At 67.8% G+C, this 15,615-nt stretch carries 14 protein-coding genes; 9 read left to right on the top strand and 5 right to left on the bottom strand.

Annotated features, from left to right (window positions below):
* Positions 1 to 90: 90 nt before the first annotated feature.
* Positions 91 to 852 carry a sulfotransferase gene (locus tag K1Y73_RS04355; protein WP_225026740.1) on the bottom strand — a complete coding sequence of 254 codons (762 nt, stop codon included), beginning with the start codon at positions 850 to 852 and terminating at the stop codon, positions 91 to 93.
* Between the two features lie 185 nt (positions 853 to 1,037).
* Between K1Y73_RS04355 and K1Y73_RS04360 the strand changes: the two genes are divergently transcribed.
* The 5 genes from K1Y73_RS04360 (at position 1,038) to K1Y73_RS04380 (ending at position 6,286) form a co-directional block, all read left to right on the top strand.
* Entirely contained in the window at positions 1,038 to 2,177 is a 1,140-nt protein-coding gene (locus K1Y73_RS04360) for an aminodeoxychorismate synthase component I (RefSeq protein WP_225026741.1), read from the top strand.
* Entirely contained in the window at positions 2,135 to 2,740 is a 606-nt protein-coding gene (locus tag K1Y73_RS04365; RefSeq protein WP_404819059.1) for an aminotransferase class IV family protein, read from the top strand. The genes K1Y73_RS04360 and K1Y73_RS04365 overlap by 43 nt, the downstream gene beginning before the upstream one ends.
* 149 nt (positions 2,741 to 2,889) lie before the next feature.
* A complete protein-coding gene (locus tag K1Y73_RS04370; protein ID WP_225026742.1) occupies positions 2,890 to 3,648 on the top strand; it encodes a carbonic anhydrase in 759 nt (252 codons plus the stop codon).
* A 111-nt stretch (positions 3,649 to 3,759) separates the two neighbouring features.
* Positions 3,760 to 5,802: an aspartate--tRNA ligase gene (aspS, locus tag K1Y73_RS04375; RefSeq protein ID WP_225026743.1), complete on the top strand. Its 2,043-nt coding sequence runs from the start codon at positions 3,760 to 3,762 to the stop codon at positions 5,800 to 5,802.
* Positions 5,803 to 5,809: 7 nt separating this feature from the next.
* Positions 5,810 to 6,286, top strand: coding sequence for a DUF1993 family protein (locus K1Y73_RS04380; RefSeq protein ID WP_225026744.1), 477 nt, complete (start codon positions 5,810 to 5,812; stop codon positions 6,284 to 6,286).
* Positions 6,287 to 6,293: 7 nt separating this feature from the next.
* On the opposite strand, the gene K1Y73_RS04385 is transcribed toward K1Y73_RS04380, so the two are convergent.
* A complete protein-coding gene (locus K1Y73_RS04385; protein WP_225026745.1) occupies positions 6,294 to 7,226 on the bottom strand; it encodes a LysR family transcriptional regulator in 933 nt (310 codons plus the stop codon).
* Positions 7,227 to 7,607: 381 nt separating this feature from the next.
* Between K1Y73_RS04385 and ytfQ the strand changes: the two genes are divergently transcribed.
* From ytfQ to yjfF, 4 genes are all read left to right on the top strand, one after another.
* Positions 7,608 to 8,570, top strand: coding sequence for a galactofuranose ABC transporter, galactofuranose-binding protein YtfQ (gene ytfQ, locus K1Y73_RS04390; protein WP_225026747.1), 963 nt, complete (start codon positions 7,608 to 7,610; stop codon positions 8,568 to 8,570).
* A gap of 62 nt (positions 8,571 to 8,632) precedes the next feature.
* The gene (locus K1Y73_RS04395; protein ID WP_225026749.1) at positions 8,633 to 10,162 is read left to right on the top strand and encodes a sugar ABC transporter ATP-binding protein; all 1,530 of its coding nucleotides are present in this window, start codon (positions 8,633 to 8,635) and stop codon (positions 10,160 to 10,162) included.
* Positions 10,159 to 11,190 carry an ABC transporter permease gene (locus K1Y73_RS04400; protein WP_225026751.1) on the top strand — a complete coding sequence of 344 codons (1,032 nt, stop codon included), beginning with the start codon at positions 10,159 to 10,161 and terminating at the stop codon, positions 11,188 to 11,190. Before K1Y73_RS04395 ends, K1Y73_RS04400 begins: the two co-directional genes overlap by 4 nt.
* Positions 11,187 to 12,161 carry a galactofuranose ABC transporter, permease protein YjfF gene (gene yjfF, locus K1Y73_RS04405; protein ID WP_225026753.1) on the top strand — a complete coding sequence of 325 codons (975 nt, stop codon included), beginning with the start codon at positions 11,187 to 11,189 and terminating at the stop codon, positions 12,159 to 12,161. The genes K1Y73_RS04400 and yjfF overlap by 4 nt, the downstream gene beginning before the upstream one ends.
* A gap of 12 nt (positions 12,162 to 12,173) precedes the next feature.
* On the opposite strand, the gene K1Y73_RS04410 is transcribed toward yjfF, so the two are convergent.
* From K1Y73_RS04410 to K1Y73_RS04420, 3 genes are all read right to left on the bottom strand, one after another.
* The gene (locus K1Y73_RS04410; RefSeq protein ID WP_225026755.1) at positions 12,174 to 12,890 is read right to left on the bottom strand and encodes a GNAT family N-acetyltransferase; all 717 of its coding nucleotides are present in this window, start codon (positions 12,888 to 12,890) and stop codon (positions 12,174 to 12,176) included.
* Between the two features lie 64 nt (positions 12,891 to 12,954).
* The gene (locus tag K1Y73_RS04415) at positions 12,955 to 14,148 is read right to left on the bottom strand and encodes a DUF1501 domain-containing protein (RefSeq protein WP_318248218.1); all 1,194 of its coding nucleotides are present in this window, start codon (positions 14,146 to 14,148) and stop codon (positions 12,955 to 12,957) included.
* A 5-nt stretch (positions 14,149 to 14,153) separates the two neighbouring features.
* The gene (locus K1Y73_RS04420) at positions 14,154 to 15,527 is read right to left on the bottom strand and encodes a DUF1800 domain-containing protein (RefSeq protein ID WP_225026757.1); all 1,374 of its coding nucleotides are present in this window, start codon (positions 15,525 to 15,527) and stop codon (positions 14,154 to 14,156) included.
* Between the last annotated feature and the right edge of the window lie 88 nt (positions 15,528 to 15,615).

Genomic DNA, 15,615 nt, shown 5'->3' on the forward strand with positions numbered 1-15,615 from the left:
GTCGGTCCCCGTTCTGTCATCGTGGCTATCGGCAAATTGCCGGGGGTTTAAGAGCGAAGCGGCAGGGGCGCAAGGGCGAACCGACGCGGGCTAGAGACTCCAGTCCAATGCCCGGCCGACCAGCGCCTCGGTCCGTGCGGTCAGCCCGGCGAAACGGGCCTCCATCCAGGCATCCTCCTCGGCGGTCCAGCCATAGGGATTCGGGTCGGCATTGCGCACCTGGGTGGCGGCGGCGATCAGCGGGCCTGGGTCGATCTGCAGGAAATCGGCCAGGGCCGTGGCGGTTTCGGCAGGGCGATGCGACAGGTCGGCCAGGGTCTGCACATGGAAACGGTCGCGCGGGAACAGCGCCAGATAGCGTGCAAGCTGTTCGTCATAGAAGCAGGACCGGCAATAGAAGAAGTTCCAGGCATATTGCCCGCAGCGCGCCGGAAATTCTGGATCGGCAAAGCGCGCCTCTTCGGCTGCCAGCGCGGCGGCGAAACGCTCATGCGGTTCATGCGGCGTGCCCTTGCCCGAGGTGAAGCGGCGCATATGGCGGTACAGCGCATGGGCCCGGGCCTTGGGCGCGCGCAGGGTCAGGACGAATCGCGCCTCGGGGAACAGGTCGCGCAGGATCGGCGCGGTTTCGGGATTGGTCATGTAGACATGCGAGGCATCGCCCCGCCAGCGCCGCGGGCTGTCGAACAGGCCGAAATAGGTGACGGGGTTCTTCACCACCTGGAAATGGCTGCAGAAGAACGAGGGCTCTTTCGGCCGCGACATATGCACATCGGGATGGTCGGCCAGCATGGACCAAACCGAGGTGGTGCCGGATTTCCCGGCGCCAAGCAGGAAGAGGTTGGGCGTCATCGGCTTTCGCTGCGATCGGGGCGTTGCGCCTGGCATCGCCGCTTTGCGGGGATGCGTCAACCGATCCGGGCCGGCGCGTCGCATTCCGCCGCGGGACGGTGGCGTTTCGGCTGGCGCGCTGGCCGGCAAGCCTCTATCCGAACGGGAAGCGAAGCGGCCGGACGGAAAGCAGAAGGGGGCGGCGGGTGATCCTTGTCGAGCATGGTCCGGGCGGCAGGCCTGCGGTTTTCGACCGGCCGGCGCGGGTGATTCTGGCGCAGCGCCCGGCCGAGGTGATGCCGGCGCTGCAGGCGGCCGAGGCGGCGCGGGCGGGCGGCGCCTGGATCGCCGGCTGGATCGCCTATGAGGCGGGCTATGTGCTGGAGCCGCGGCTGCACCGGCGGATGCCGCGCAAGCGCAGCGGGCCCCTGCTGGCGCTGGGCGTCTTCGACCGGCCGGGGCCGGCGGGTCCGGTGCTGGACCGGGCCGAGGCCGAAGGGCAGGTGACCGAAATCTCGGAACCCATTCCGCAGATCGGGCGGCGCGCCTATGGCACGGCGATCGGCCGGGTGCTGGACTATATCGCGGCGGGCGACTGCTATCAGGTCAACCTGACCTTCCCGATGGCGGCGCGGCTGCTGGCGGGCTCGGCGCTGGGGCTTTACGGGGCGCTGCGCCGCAGCGGGGCGGTCGGCCATGGCGCCTTTGCCGATCTGGGCCGCGGGCAGGCGCTGGTCTCGCGCAGCCCCGAGCTGTTCCTGCGGCTGGACGGGGCAGGGCGGATCGAGACCCGCCCGATGAAGGGCACCCGCCCGCGCGATGCCGATCCGGCGCGCGACGCCGCGCTGAAGGCGGAGCTGGCGGCCTCGGTCAAGGACCGGGCCGAGAATCTGATGATCGTCGATCTTCTGCGCAACGACATCTCGCGGCTGTGCCGGCCGGGCAGCGTGAAGGTGCCGGCGCTGTATGCGGTGGAAAGCTATGCGACGGTGCATCAGATGACCTCGACCATCACCGGCGATCTGGCCGGGCCGGTGGGGCTGCCGGCGCTGGTCGCGGCGCTGTTTCCCTGCGGCTCGATCACCGGGGCGCCGAAGATCCGCGCGATGGAGGTGATCCGCGAGGTCGAACGCGCGCCCCGCGGCGCCTATTGCGGCGCAATCGGTTGGATGGCGCCGGACGGGCGGGCCGATTTCTCGGTGGCGATCCGCACGCTGACGGTCAGCGGGCAGGATGTGGTGATGAATGTCGGTGGCGGCGTGGTGCATGATTCCACCGCGCAGGGCGAATGGGAGGAGGCGCTGTGGAAAGCGCGCTTCGTGAAGGCGGCGGTGCGCCGGGGCTGAGGCTGATCGAGACGATGCTGTGGGATGGCGCGCGCGCTCCGCGCTGGCCGCTGCATACGGCGCGGCTGCAGCGCTCGGCGCGGCTTCTGGGCTGGGATTGCCCGGATCTTGCGCCCATGGGGCCCGCCCATCCCGCAAGGCTGCGCCTGACGCTGGACCGCGGCGGGGCGGTGCGGTGGGAAACCCACCCCCTGCCGCCCGGCAAGCCGCAATGGCGGGTCGGGCTGGCCGCGACGCGGCTTTTCTCCGGCGATCCCTGGCTGCGGGTCAAATCCACCCGGCGCGAGGTCTATGACCAGGCCCGCGCCGCGCTGCCCGCCGGGCTGGACGAGCTTTTGTTCCTGAACGAACGCGACGAGATCTGCGAGGGCACGATCACCACGGTCTTCTTCGACCGCGGCCAGGGCCTGCGCACACCGCCTTTGGCCTGCGGGCTTCTGCCCGGGGTGTTGCGCGCCGAACTGGCCTGCCCGGAACAGGTGCTGCTGGCCGAAGACCTGCCGCGCGTCCGGCTTTGGGTCGGCAATGCGCTGCGCGGGCTGATCCCGGCCGAGATTGTCTAAGCCCGGCTGCGATTGTCTAAGACTGTCGGAATTTGCCGCACCGATCCCGCCCCGGCATCAGCGAAGGGTTTACCACTGGCCCTTAGCGTCCGTCCTGCGCCCGCCGCCGTGGCAGGGCTGCAATCTCTGGCTGCGGAGGGAGACGCGGGATGTGCAATGACTGTTCGGGCGATAACCAGGGCGAAGGCGGGGGCGAAAGCCGGCGGGGCTTTCTGCGGCTCGGGCTGATGGGGGCGGGGGCCATTGCGGTGTCGGCCCTGGGCGGGGCCGCGCGGGCGGATGAATGCATGGCCTTCGGCGCCGATGCGCAAGGCGCGATCACGCCGGACCAGGCGGTCGCGAAGCTGATGGAAGGCAATGCCCGCTTCCTGGCCGGCCAAAGCCTGCATTGCGATCTTCTTGCCCAGGCCGAAGCGGTCGCAGAAAAGCAGACGCCTTTCGCCTGCGTGCTGGGCTGCATGGATTCGCGGGCTGCGCCCGAGTTGATCTTCGACCAGCAGATCGGCGATATCTTCGTGTCGCGCGTGGCGGGCAATCTGGCGACGCCGGAAATCATCGGCAGCTTCGAATACGGAACCAAGGTGGCCGGCGCCAAGGCGATCGTCGTTCTGGGCCATTCCCATTGCGGCGCGATCAAGGGGGCCATCGACAAGGCCGATGTCGGCGCCAATCTGACCGCGCTTCTGGACGAGATCGAACCCGTGGTCCTGGCCGTGCATCACGAGGGCGAGCGGTCGTCGAAGAACCATGAACTGGTCGAGGCCGTGGCCGAGGCCAATGCCCGCGATGCCGCGGCAAAGCTGGTGGCGGCAAGCCCGGTTCTGGCCGAACGGGTCGCGGCAGGCGAATTGGTGGTGGTGGCGGCGATCTACGATATCGACACCGGCGCTGTGCGGCTTCTGGCCTAGGGGCGGCACTGGCGCCGGCGGGCGCGGCGCATCCCTGCGCGGGGTTGACTTCGCGGTCCTCTGGCGTTCTATCGCCACGATCCGAATGACCCCGCTTTAAAGGGATTGACCATGCACGCCTATCGCAGCCACACCTGTGCCGCACTGACCAAGGCCCAGGTGGGCGAGACCGTCCGGCTTTCGGGCTGGGTCCATCGGGTTCGCGACCATGGCGGCGTGTTGTTCATCGACCTGCGCGACCATTACGGCATCACCCAGGTGCTGGCCGACAGCGACAGCCCGGCCTTCGCCGCGCTGGAAAAGGTGCGCTCGGAATGGGTGATCCGCATCGACGGCCGGGTGAAGGCGCGTGATGCCAGCCTGGTGAACCCCAAGATCCCGACCGGCGAGATCGAGGTCTATGCGCTTGAGGTCGAGGTTCTGGGCCCGGTCGAGGGCGAATTGCCGCTGCCGGTCTTTGGCGAGACGGAATATCCGGAAGAAACCCGGCTGACCTACCGCTTCCTCGACCTGCGCCGCGACACGATGCATCAGAACATGATGCTGCGGTCGAACGTGGTGCGCTGGCTGCGCGAGAAGATGTGGGATCAGGGCTTTACCGAGTTTCAGACCCCGATCATCACCGCCTCCAGCCCCGAAGGCGCGCGCGACTTTCTGGTGCCGTCGCGTCTGCATCCGGGCAAGTTCTACGCCCTGCCGCAGGCGCCGCAGCAGTTCAAGCAGCTGATCCAGGTGGCCGGCTTCGACCGCTATTTCCAGATCGCGCCCTGTTTCCGCGACGAAGACCCGCGCGCCGACCGCAGCCCGACCGATTTCTACCAGCTTGACGTTGAGATGAGCTTCGTCACCCAGGACGACGTTTTCGCCGCCGTCCAGCCGGTGCTGCAGGGCCTGTTCGAGCATTTCGGCAAGGGTCGCAAGGTTTACGCCGACTGGCCGCGGATCGCCTATAAGGACGCGCTGAAATGGTATGGCAGCGACAAGCCCGACCTGCGCAACCCGATCAAGATGCAGGATGTGTCCGAGCATTTCCGCGGCTCGGGCTTTGCGATCTTCGCGAACCTTCTGCAGAATGAAGGCACCGAAGTGCGCGCCATTCCGGCGCCCAAGGGCGGCAGCCGCAAATTCGCCGACCGGATGAACGCCTTCGCGCAGAAGGAAGGCCTGCCGGGCATGGGCTATATCTTCTGGCGCCGGTCGGAAGAAGCGGATCGCGAGATTGAGACCCTACTTGATGAAGGTGACCGCGTTTCCGCCATTATAGATAGTTATCCTTCAGAGGGCGCGAATGATCCCATTCTCGCACAGCTTGACCAGAGGCTCAGTGAAATTAACAAGGAAGTCTGGTCGCATCTGGAAAGCATGAGATCTAGAACGGACTTTATCAATAGGATGCTGTCGGCCGTACGGGGTAATGCGTTGGTCGAGGAGTATCACCGACTAGTTGCGTTGTTCCGAGAGTTTAACCCTGGGATCGAGGCAGCTGGGCCAATTGCCAAAGCGCTCGGGCCGCAGAGGACCGAGGCAATTCGACAGCAACTTGGGCTTGGTCTCGGCGACGCCGTCTTCTTCCTGGGCGGCAAGCCCGAGGCTTTTGAACCCGTCGCCGGCAAGGCCCGCAACGAGATTGGCCGCGAACTGGGCCTGACCGAGCAGGATTGCTTCCGCTTCGCCTGGATCGTCGATTTCCCGATGTACGAAAAGACGGATGAGGGCGGGATCGACTTCTCGCACAATCCGTTCTCGATGCCGCAGGGCGGGCTTGAGGCGTTGATGGGCGACCCGTTGAAAGTGCATGCCTATCAATACGATCTGGCCTGCAACGGCTATGAGGTGATCTCGGGCGGGATCCGCAACCACAAGCCGGAAATCATGTACAAGGCCTTCGAACTGGCGGGCTATCCGAATTCGGAAGTCGACAAGCGCTTTGGCGGCATGGTCAAGGCGTTCAAGTTCGGCGCCCCGCCGCATGGCGGCTGTGCCGCCGGGATCGACCGGCTGGTGATGCTGCTGGCGGACACGACGAATATCCGCGAAGTGATCATGTTCCCGATGAACCAGCGCGCCGAAGACCTGCTGATGAACGCCCCCTCGGAACCGACCCTGAAGCAGCTGCGCGAATTGCAGCTGCGGGTGCTGCCGAAGGAAAGCTGAGCCGGGCATGTATCAGGCGACCGTCCCCGTCTTCCGCCATTACCTGTCGCGCATCAGCGACATCGTGGCGATCGCGGGGCCGGACGCGCTGGACTGCGCCATTGCCGATGCGCCGCCGGCGCGCTGGCAATTCGCCACCGCCGCAGGCTTTGCGCTGCGCACCACCTGCCCGCTGGCCGGGCGCGACCTGCCCGATCTGCCGCAGGGGCTGGGCCCAAGGCTGGCCGTGGCGCGGGCTTTGCTGGGGGCAATGAAGCCGTCCGAGTTCGAGGGCGCCGAGACGCGGATCATCAGCCACCGCGCCGGCCATGCCGAGATCGACCAGACCGCCCAGCAGTTCCTGTACCTGTTCGGCCTGCCGAATTTCTTCTTCCACATGACCATGGGCTATGCCGCGCTGCGTCAGGCCGGGGTGGCGCTGGGCAAGGAAGATTTCGACGGCATCCATTCCTACCCCGCCGAGCATCGCCTGCCGCCGGGCTGACCCGGACCTAGCGGGCGGTCTTCTGCCCCTCCAGCACCCGGTCGCGCAGCCGCAGCGCCAGCGCCGACAGCGCGCGGCGGCGCATGTGCAGAAGGTAGTAGGGCGCGACCACGATCTCGACCGCCAGCGGCAGCGCCACCAGCCGCGCCGCGACCGGCGGGCGGATCAGGATCTCGGCCACTTCGCTGGACACCGGCGCCACGGCGAAGCTTTGCGCCAGATAGGCCAGCGCCAGAAGGCTGGAGGGGCTGTTGATCACATTGCGCGGCTCGGCCAGGCCCTGGCTGGAAAAGGCCGACAGCACCGCCTCGCGAATCGGCGTGCCGCGCTGCTGGGCCACCCATTCGTGATCCTGCAGCATCGGCAGCGTCACCAGCGGCGCATCCGCCAAGGGGTGATCGGCCCGCGCCAGGATGCTGACCTTCTCATCCGCCATCGGATGGACGATGAACTCGCTGCCGTCGAATTCCGGCAGGTTGCGCGCCAGGACGAAATCCATCTCGCCCGCCACCAGCTGGGTCAAGAGATCGCGTGAGGGCAGGACTTCCACGGTGATCTCGGCCTCGGGCGCGATGCGTTTCAGATCGCGCACCGCCGAGACCATGATCCCCACCGCGGGGCCGGTCACCGCGCCCACCCGCACCGTGCCGCCCAGGCCTTCAAGCACATTGCGCAGATGCTGGCCCAGGCCCTGCAATTCGCGCAGGATCACCGCGGCGCGGGCCAGCACCATCTTGCCGATCTCGGTCGGGATCATCCCCCGCGGCTGGCGCTGGAACAGCGCCGCCCCCAGTTGGCGTTCGATCTCGGCCAGCATGCGCGAAGCGGCGGGCTGGGTCATGCCCAGCACCTCGGCCGCCTGCAGCAATTGGCCCTGTTCGGCGATGGTCAGGATCAGCTGCAGCTGAACCGGCTTTAGCATCTGGCGGATCGCACTCATCGGTATGCCATTTCTGATATCTCGGAAGCGTTAGAAGTAATTTTACCTGCAATTCGATTGGGTGCTATCCCGATCTTGCTGTGGAGGAGCAGCAGACCGGCATCGGATCGCCCGATGCGACCGGCCTCGTTCTGCGGGGCCGGGGTTCGCCGCGCCTTCGGTCACTGCCGGGTTCATGAGGGCGCGAATGCCTTGCCTTGCTGCCGATCCTGTCCCTTGCCTGCGGCCCCGGCGGCCGGGTCCCGCCCGTTGCGGGCCCCCGATGAAGCTGAATTCGATCCGGCCGGCTGAGGAGACGGCCTGACCAACAGTCGGCGCGGCCCCCGTGCCGACAGAACCCGCCGGACCAGAAACCGGCATCACATCCGAGGGAGGAACTCGATGACCATCAAGACCCTGCTTGCCACGGCGGCAATGGCCCTGGCGCTGGCCAGCGGCGCGGCCCATGCCGAGGGCAAGGTGATCGGCTTTTCGCAGATCGGCTCGGAATCGGGCTGGCGCGCGGCTGAAACCACGGTGACCAAGTCGCAGGCCGAAGAACGCGGCTATCAGCTGCAATTCTCGGATGCCCAGCAGAAGCAGGAAAACCAGATCGCCGCGATCCGGTCCTTCATCGCCCAGGGCGTCGATGCGATCCTGGTGGCGCCCGTGGTGGCCACCGGCTGGGATGCCGTGCTGCAGGAAGCGGCCGAGGCCGAGATTCCGGTCGTGCTGCTGGACCGGATGGTCGACAGCGACCCCTCGCTGTACCTGACCGCCGTGGGGTCCAACCTGGTGCATGAGGGCGAGGTTGCGGGCCAATGGCTGGCCGCGACCGTGGGCGACAAGGACTGCCGCATCGTCGAATTGCAGGGCACGACCGGGTCTTCCCCGGCGATCGACCGCAAGAAGGGCTTCGAGGCCGGGATTGCCGGGCATGACAATCTGAAGATCGTGCAAAGCCAGACCGGCGATTTCACCCGTTCGCTGGGCAAGGAAGTGATGGAGACCTTCCTGCAGTCCGAAAACGGCGGCAAGGACATCTGCGCGCTTTACGCCCATAATGACGACATGGCGGTCGGTGCGATCCAGGCGATCAAGGAAGCCGGGCTGAAGCCGGGGACCGATATTCTGGTCGTGTCGATCGACGCGGTGCCCGATATCTTCAAGGCCATGTCGGAAGGCGAGGCCAATGCCACGGTGGAACTGACGCCGAACATGGCCGGGCCGGCCTTCGACGCGCTGGAAGCCTATTGGAAGGACGGCACGGTGCCGCCGAAATTCATCCAGACCGAGTCGAAGCTGTACACTCAGGCCGACGATCCGGCCGGCGAGTATGAAAAGCGCAAGGATCTGGGCTACTGATCCTTGAAAAGGGCCGGCCCCGCCTTTGGGGGCCGGCCGCAGCTGCAGTTGGAAGAGGGGCCATGCTGCTTTCGATCCGGTCCTTGACCAAGGTCTTTCCCGGCACGCGCGCTCTGGACGGGGTGGATTTCGACCTGCGCGCGGGCGAGGTGCATGCGCTTCTGGGCGAAAACGGCGCCGGCAAGTCGACGCTGATCAAATGCCTGACCGGCGCCTATGCGCGCGATGGCGGCACGATCGCGCTGGACGGGCAGGACATCGACCCGCGCTCCACCGGCGAGGCGCAGGAACTGGGGATCGGCACGGTCTATCAGGAGGTGAACCTTCTGCCCAACCTGACCGTGGCGCAGAACCTGCTGTTCGGGCGCGAGCCGCGGCGGTTTGGCCTGATCGACGCCCGCGCCATGCGGGCCGAGGCGCGGCGGATGCTGGCGGGCTATGGGCTGGATCTGAACGTCGACCGCGATCTGGGCACCTATTCTGTGGCGATCCAGCAGATCGTGGCGATTGCCCGCGCCGTGGCGCTGTCGGGCAAGGTCTTGATCCTGGACGAGCCCACGGCCAGCCTGGACGCCCGCGAAGTCGAGATGCTGTTCGGCGTGGTGCGCGACCTGCGCGCGCGGGGGCTGGGCATCATCTTCGTGTCGCATTTCCTGAATCAGGTCTTCGATCTGTGCGACCGGGTGACGGTGCTGCGCAACGGCCAGCACATCGTCACCACCGAAATCGCCGCGCTGGACCGCATGGCGCTGATCGAACACATGCTCGGCCGCAGCCTGCAGGACGAGGTGCTGCATGCCCGCCCGCCCGCGCGCCGCGCGCCCGACCCGATGCTGCATTTCCATGGGCTTAGCCGGCAGGGCGTGGTTGCGCCCTTCGACCTGACCGTGGGGCGTGGCGAGGTGGTGGGGCTGGCGGGCCTTCTGGGCTCGGGCCGCACCGAAAGCGCCGAGATGATCTTTGGCATCCGCCCCGCGCAGACCGGCACGGCACAGGACGAGACGGGGCCCATCGCGCTGACCTCGCCCCGCCAGGCGATCGCGAACGGCTTCGGCTTCGCGCCCGAAGACCGCAAGACCGCCGGTATCGTCGCCGATCTGTCGATCCGCGAGAATATCGTGCTGGGCCTGCAGGCGCAGCGCGGCTGGATGCGGCCGATCCCGCGCGCCGAACAGAACCGCATCGCCGACGAGTATATCCGCCGGCTGGATATCCGCACGTCGGGCCGCGAAAAGCGGATCGGTGATCTGTCGGGCGGCAATCAGCAAAAGGCGGTGCTGGCGCGTTGGCTGGCGATGAACCCGCGCTTCCTGATCCTTGACGAGCCCACGCGCGGCATCGACGTGGGCGCACATGCCGAGATCCTGCATCTGATCCACCAACTGGTCGATCAGGGCATGTCGCTTCTGGTGATCTCCTCCGAACTGGACGAGCTGATCGCGGTGTCCGACCGGGTGATCGTCTTGCGCGACCGCTGCCATGTGGCGGAACTGGCGGGCGACGCGATCTCGGGCGAGGCGATCATGCGCGCGATTGCCGCCACCGACGGCGCAGGCGACGCCGCCGTCCATTCGGGGGGGGAGGCGGCATGATCACGTTGAAACGCATCGCGCCGCAACTGGCGGTTCTGGCGGTGCTGGCCGCGGTGGTGACGGTGTTCTACCCGGATTTCCTGTCGATCTCGGTCAGCGACGGGCGGCTGGTCGGGCCGGTGATCGACATCCTGAAACGCTCGGCCCCGGTGGCGCTGCTGGCCATCGGTATGACGCTGGTCATCGCCACCCGCGGCATCGACCTGTCGGTGGGCGCGACCATGGCGATCTGCGGCGCGATTGCCGCCTGGGCGGTGGGCGCGGGCCATGGCATCGCGGCGGCCGTCGGCATGGCGCTGGCCGCAGGCGCGGTGGCGGGGTTCTGGAATGGCGCGCTGGTGGCAGTGGTGGGGGTGCAACCCTTTGTCGCCACGCTGATCCTGATGACCATGGGCCGCGGCGTGGCCCAGCTGATCACCGAGGGCCGGATCCTGACCTTCACCGATCCGGGCTTTGCCTTCATCGGTTCGGGCTCGGTTCTGGGTCTGCCGGTGCCGACCTGGATCTGGCTGGCGGTGCTTTTGGGCACGGCGCTTCTGGTGCGCCGCACCGCGCTGGGCCTGCTGATCGAGGCGGTGGGCATCAACCGCCGCGCCTCGGCGCTGGCGGGGGTGAATGCGACCGTGCTGCTGATCGCGGTCTATGTGGCGGTGGGCTTGTGCGCGGCGCTGGCCGGGCTGATCGTCACCGCCGATATCCGCGGGGCGGATGCCAACAATGCCGGGCTGTGGCTGGAACTGGATGCGATCCTCGCCGTGGTGATCGGCGGCAATTCCCTGCTGGGCGGGCGGTTTTCGCTGCTGGCCTCGGTCATCGGGGCGCTGATCATCCAGACCATCACCGTGGGCATCCGGCTGGCCGGCTTTCCGGCGGAGTACAATCTGGTGATCAAGGCGGTGCTGGTGGTGGTGATCCTGGTGCTGCAATCGCCGCGGATCGCGGCCGAGATCCGGTTCTGGCAGGCCGAAATGGCGCGGCGCCGTGCCGCCCCCGGCCTGACCGCGACGAAGAAGGAGGCGGCGAAATGAACATCCGGGCCCTGCCGCTTTACGTCACGATCGGGATCTTCCTGCTGGGCTGGTTCGTCTGCTGGCTGCAGTTTCCGAACATGCTGTCGACCCGGGTGATCGGCAACCTTTTGACCGACAATGCCTATCTGGGCATCGTGGCGGTCGGGATGACGGTGGTGATCCTGTCGGGCGGGATCGACCTGTCGGTCGGATCGGTCATCGCCTTCACCGGCGTCTTCATCGCGGTGATGCTGCGCGACACGGGCCTGCACCCGCTGCCGGTCTTTGCCCTGGCGCTGGCTCTGGCCACCGGCTTTGGCGCCGCCATGGGCTGGCTGATCGACCGGCTGGCCATGCCCGCCTTCATCGTCACCCTGGCCGGCATGTTCCTGGCGCGCGGCGCGGCCTATCTACTGTCGATCGAATCCGTGCCGATCCAGCATCCTTTCTATGAAACGCTGCAAAAGGCCTATTGGCTGATGCCCGGCAAGGGGCGGCTGACGCTGATCGGCGTTCTGATGCTGGCCACGGTCGCCCTGGGCATGGTGCTGGTGCATCGCACCCGCTTTGGCGCCTCGGTCTTCGCGCTGGGCGGGGGCGAGCAGACGGCGCGGCTGATGGGGGTGCGGCAGGGGCGGACCATGGTGCTGGTCTATGCGTTTTCCGGGCTGATGGCGGGCCTGTCGGGCATCGTCTTCTCGATCTATACCGGGTCGGGCTATTCGCTGGCCACGGTGGGCACCGAGCTGACGGCGATTGCCGCGGTGGTGATCGGCGGCACGCTGCTGACCGGGGGGGCGGGCTATGTCTTCGGCACGCTGGTGGGCGTGCTGACCATGGGGCTGATCCAGACCTATATCGTCTTCGACGGATCGCTGTCGTCCTGGTGGACCAAGATCGTGATCGGCCTTCTGCTTTTGGCCTTCATCCTGCTGCAGAAGGGGCTGCTGAAACTGTCGGAAACCCGGCTGGCGCGCCAGCCGGTGTAACCGCCCGCCCGCTTAGCCCAGCGCCGGATCGGCGCCCGGGCGCACAAGCCGGGTCAGATCCGACAGGCTTTCGCGCTGCCGGCCTTCGGCATCGAAATTCGCCGGCGCCAGCCAGGCGCCGAAGGCCTCGGCCAGGGCCGGATATTCGCTGTCGATCGCGGCAAACCAGGCCGTGTCGCGGTTGCGGCCCTTGACGATGGTATGCTGGCGGAAGGTGCCCTCATAAGACAGGCCCAACCGCTGCGCCGCCCGTCGCGAGGCCAGGTTCAGCGCATTGCATTTCCATTCATAGCGCCGATAGCCGGCGCGGAAGGCCCAATCCATCATCAGCCACATCGCCTCGGTCGCGGCGGGGCTGCGCTGCAACTCGGGCGCGATGCAGATATGGCCGACCTCGATCGAGCCCACCGCCGGGTCGATGCGCAGATAGCTGGCAATCCCGCCGCAATGGCCGGTGGCGCGGTCGCGCAGCACGAAAAAACGCGGGTCCGCGCCGTCTTCGCGTTCCTTTGCCCAGCGGTGATAGGCCCCGGCCGAGACGAAGGGCCCATAGGGCATGTAATCCCACAGCGCATCATGGCCGGAAAAGGCGCGGAACAGATCGGCGGCATGCAGATCGGCCTGCAAGGGCTCCAGCCGAACGAAACGCCCCTCCATCGCCGCGTGATCAGGCCGCGGCGGCGCCTGCCAGCCGGTGACCGGCTGCCCCAGCCTTGCTTGGTCTTCCATATCCGCCGCCCCCTTGCCGTCCATGGCCAAAGGCTATGCCGCGCCCGGCGGGGCTGCAAGCGGGCTAAAGGATCAGGCCCGAGGCGCCTTCGGCCCTGAGGCCGGGGAAGATCGCGCCTTCCAGCACCGCGCGGTCCAGCCCATACAGGCCGGCCAGCGCATGGGCGGCCCAGGCGCGGATATCGGTGGTGGGCATCAGGTCGCGATCCTCGAACAGCGCACCTTCGCCCAGGCCCGGCCAGCTGCCCAGAACCTGCCCGCCCTTGATCGCCCCGCCCGCGGCGATCATCAGCCCGCCCGTGCCGTGATCGGTGCCCTGCGTGCCATTCTCGCGCACGGTGCGGCCGAATTCGGTCATCGCCAGCACCGCGGTGCGGCCCCAGACCGGCGGACCCAGCTGGTCCTTCAGCCGCAAGAGCGCCTGTTGCAGCCGGTCAAGCGGGCGGGACAGCAGCTTCAGCTGGTCGCGATGCGTGTCCCACCCGGTCAGCGAAAAGGCGGCGATCCGGGTTTCGCCGCGCAGATGGCGGGCCACGAAATCGACCAGCGGCGCCACGTCGCCCGCGAGCTTCGGCGCCGGGTTGGCCGCGGCCATCTCGGGCGCCTCGGCTTCTGCCGTCAGCGCCAGCGCATCGCCGATGGCCTCGCGAAACAGCGGGTCGTCATGCGCCACCGCCTCGATCAGCCGCCGGCCCTGCGGCGACAGCGCCAGCTTCTGTTCGGGCACCCAGTTGCGCACCTCGGCCGCGCCCGACAGGACGCGCAATTCGTCCAGCCCGACCGCATAGGCCGTTTCGGCCGAGACGCCGGGCACCGCCTGCAGCATCCGGTTCAGCCAGCCGTCGCGCAGCGCGCCCGGCGCCACATCGGCGCCGGTGCCGGCTTCCAGCATGTCCTGCCCGTCGAAATGGCTGCGCTTGTCGCGATAGGGGGTGGAGCAGGCCTGAACGAAGGCCAGTTCGCCCGCCTGCCACAGCGGCAACAGCCCATCCAGCGCCGAATGCAGCTGCCAGAACCCATCGCCCAAGGCCAGCGCCGGCGCAGCCGAGAAGCGCGGGCGCAGCGCCTGGAACGCCGCCTCGCCGCGCGGTTGCAGCACGTCCAGCCCATCCATCGCGCCGCGCAGGATGATGACGACAAGGCGGTTCTCGCCCAAAGCCGGCGCGCCTTTGGCCAGGGTGACGGTCGACAGCAGCGGATGCGCCGCCGCCGAACAGGCCATCGCGGTCAGGCCGCGCAGAAGGCTTCGCCGGTCCATCGCTGTCATCTCCTGTTGAAGGCGGGGCTGGCCAGCACCAGCGCAATCGCCTCGCGCCGGCTTTCCGAGCGGCTGACGGCCAGGCGCAACGCGGCATCGGCGCGGCTGCCCAGGGCCTGGATGGCAAATTCGCGCGGGTCGGGCAGTTCGGCCAACATGCGTTGCGGCACGGCAAGCGCCCAGTCGATCCGCGCCGCCATGCCATGCGGCGTGATCCAGGCCGCGGCCGCTTCGGGCCAGCCATCGGGGCCGGGGGCCCGTTGCCAGTCCTGCCCCATGCGCTTCAGCCGCCCCATCAGCTGGCCGCCGAAGGGCTTGGTCTCCATCCCATGGATCTGATCGGCCGGAACGCCCAAAGCGCGCATTGCGGCCACAAGGAAATCAAAGGGTTGCCGCGCCTTGCCCGGCTCGGCCGCCCGCGCGGCGCGATGGCTGGTCAAGACCAGCGTCACCGCGGACAGATCGCCGCCGCTGCGCAGCCATTCCGCTTCAAGTGCCGCGACCAGCGCCGGCTCGGGGTCGTCCGAGACGAAATGCACCGCCAGTTTGCGCGCCAGATGGCGGGCGGTTTCCGGCCGGACCGACAGGTCCTGTAGCGCCTGCAGGATCGGCGCCGTGCCCCGGCCATCATAGGCGGTGCCCAGGATCGTATCGGCACCCGGCTCGACCCGGCTCGGATCGAAGACAAAGCCGCCGCGCTCGGGCACCACGGTCAGCCCGGTCAGAAGCTGCGCGGTTTCGCGCACGTCCTGCTGGGTATAGCCCGCATCGACCCCCAGCGTGTGCAGTTCCAGAAGCTCGCGCGCCAGGTTTTCGTTCAGCCCCTCGCCCCGCTTCGCGCCCCGCCGCGAGGTCGGGCCGACCGAGGCGGACTGGTCCAGATAGATCAGCATCGCCGGATGCAGCGTCACCGCCTGCAGCAGGGTGGCGAAGCGCCCGGACAGATAGGGGCGGATCGCCTCTTCCACCAGGGCGGAGGCCCAGGCGAGTTGGGTCTGGTTGCGGGAGGTGGTGGTGAAATGGTCGGCCCAGAAGGCGACCATGCGTTCGCGGAAGGGCGTGGCCGAGCCGACGGCGCGGGCGAAACTGGCGCGGGCGGCCTGGGTATAAAGCGCGCGATTGCCGTCATGGGCGGCGGCAAGGGCGGCATCGGCCTGCGCCATCGCCGTTGCGTCGCCCGCGGCGGCCTGACCTGCCGCCCGTGCTTCGCGGATCTGTTTCAGGTTTTGCAGCACCTCGGCCGTGCCATGGGCGGGCCACAGCGCCGCGGCGGGATCGGGGCCGGCCAGGCAGGCGACCAGCGGCTCGGGCTCGACCGGGCCGATGGCGGGCAGGCCATAGCCAAAGCGGAAGGCGGCGATTTCGGTTCGGCTGGGCATGGGCGGTCCGGTGGGTGAAGAAGCGGCTGAAATAGGCCGGGTCGTCAAAGCCGGTCAGATGCGCCACCTGCGCCACGCTGCTTTCGGT

This window comes from Xinfangfangia pollutisoli, assembly GCF_020179405.1.
GTDB classification, from domain to species: domain Bacteria; phylum Pseudomonadota; class Alphaproteobacteria; order Rhodobacterales; family Rhodobacteraceae; genus Pseudogemmobacter; species Pseudogemmobacter pollutisoli.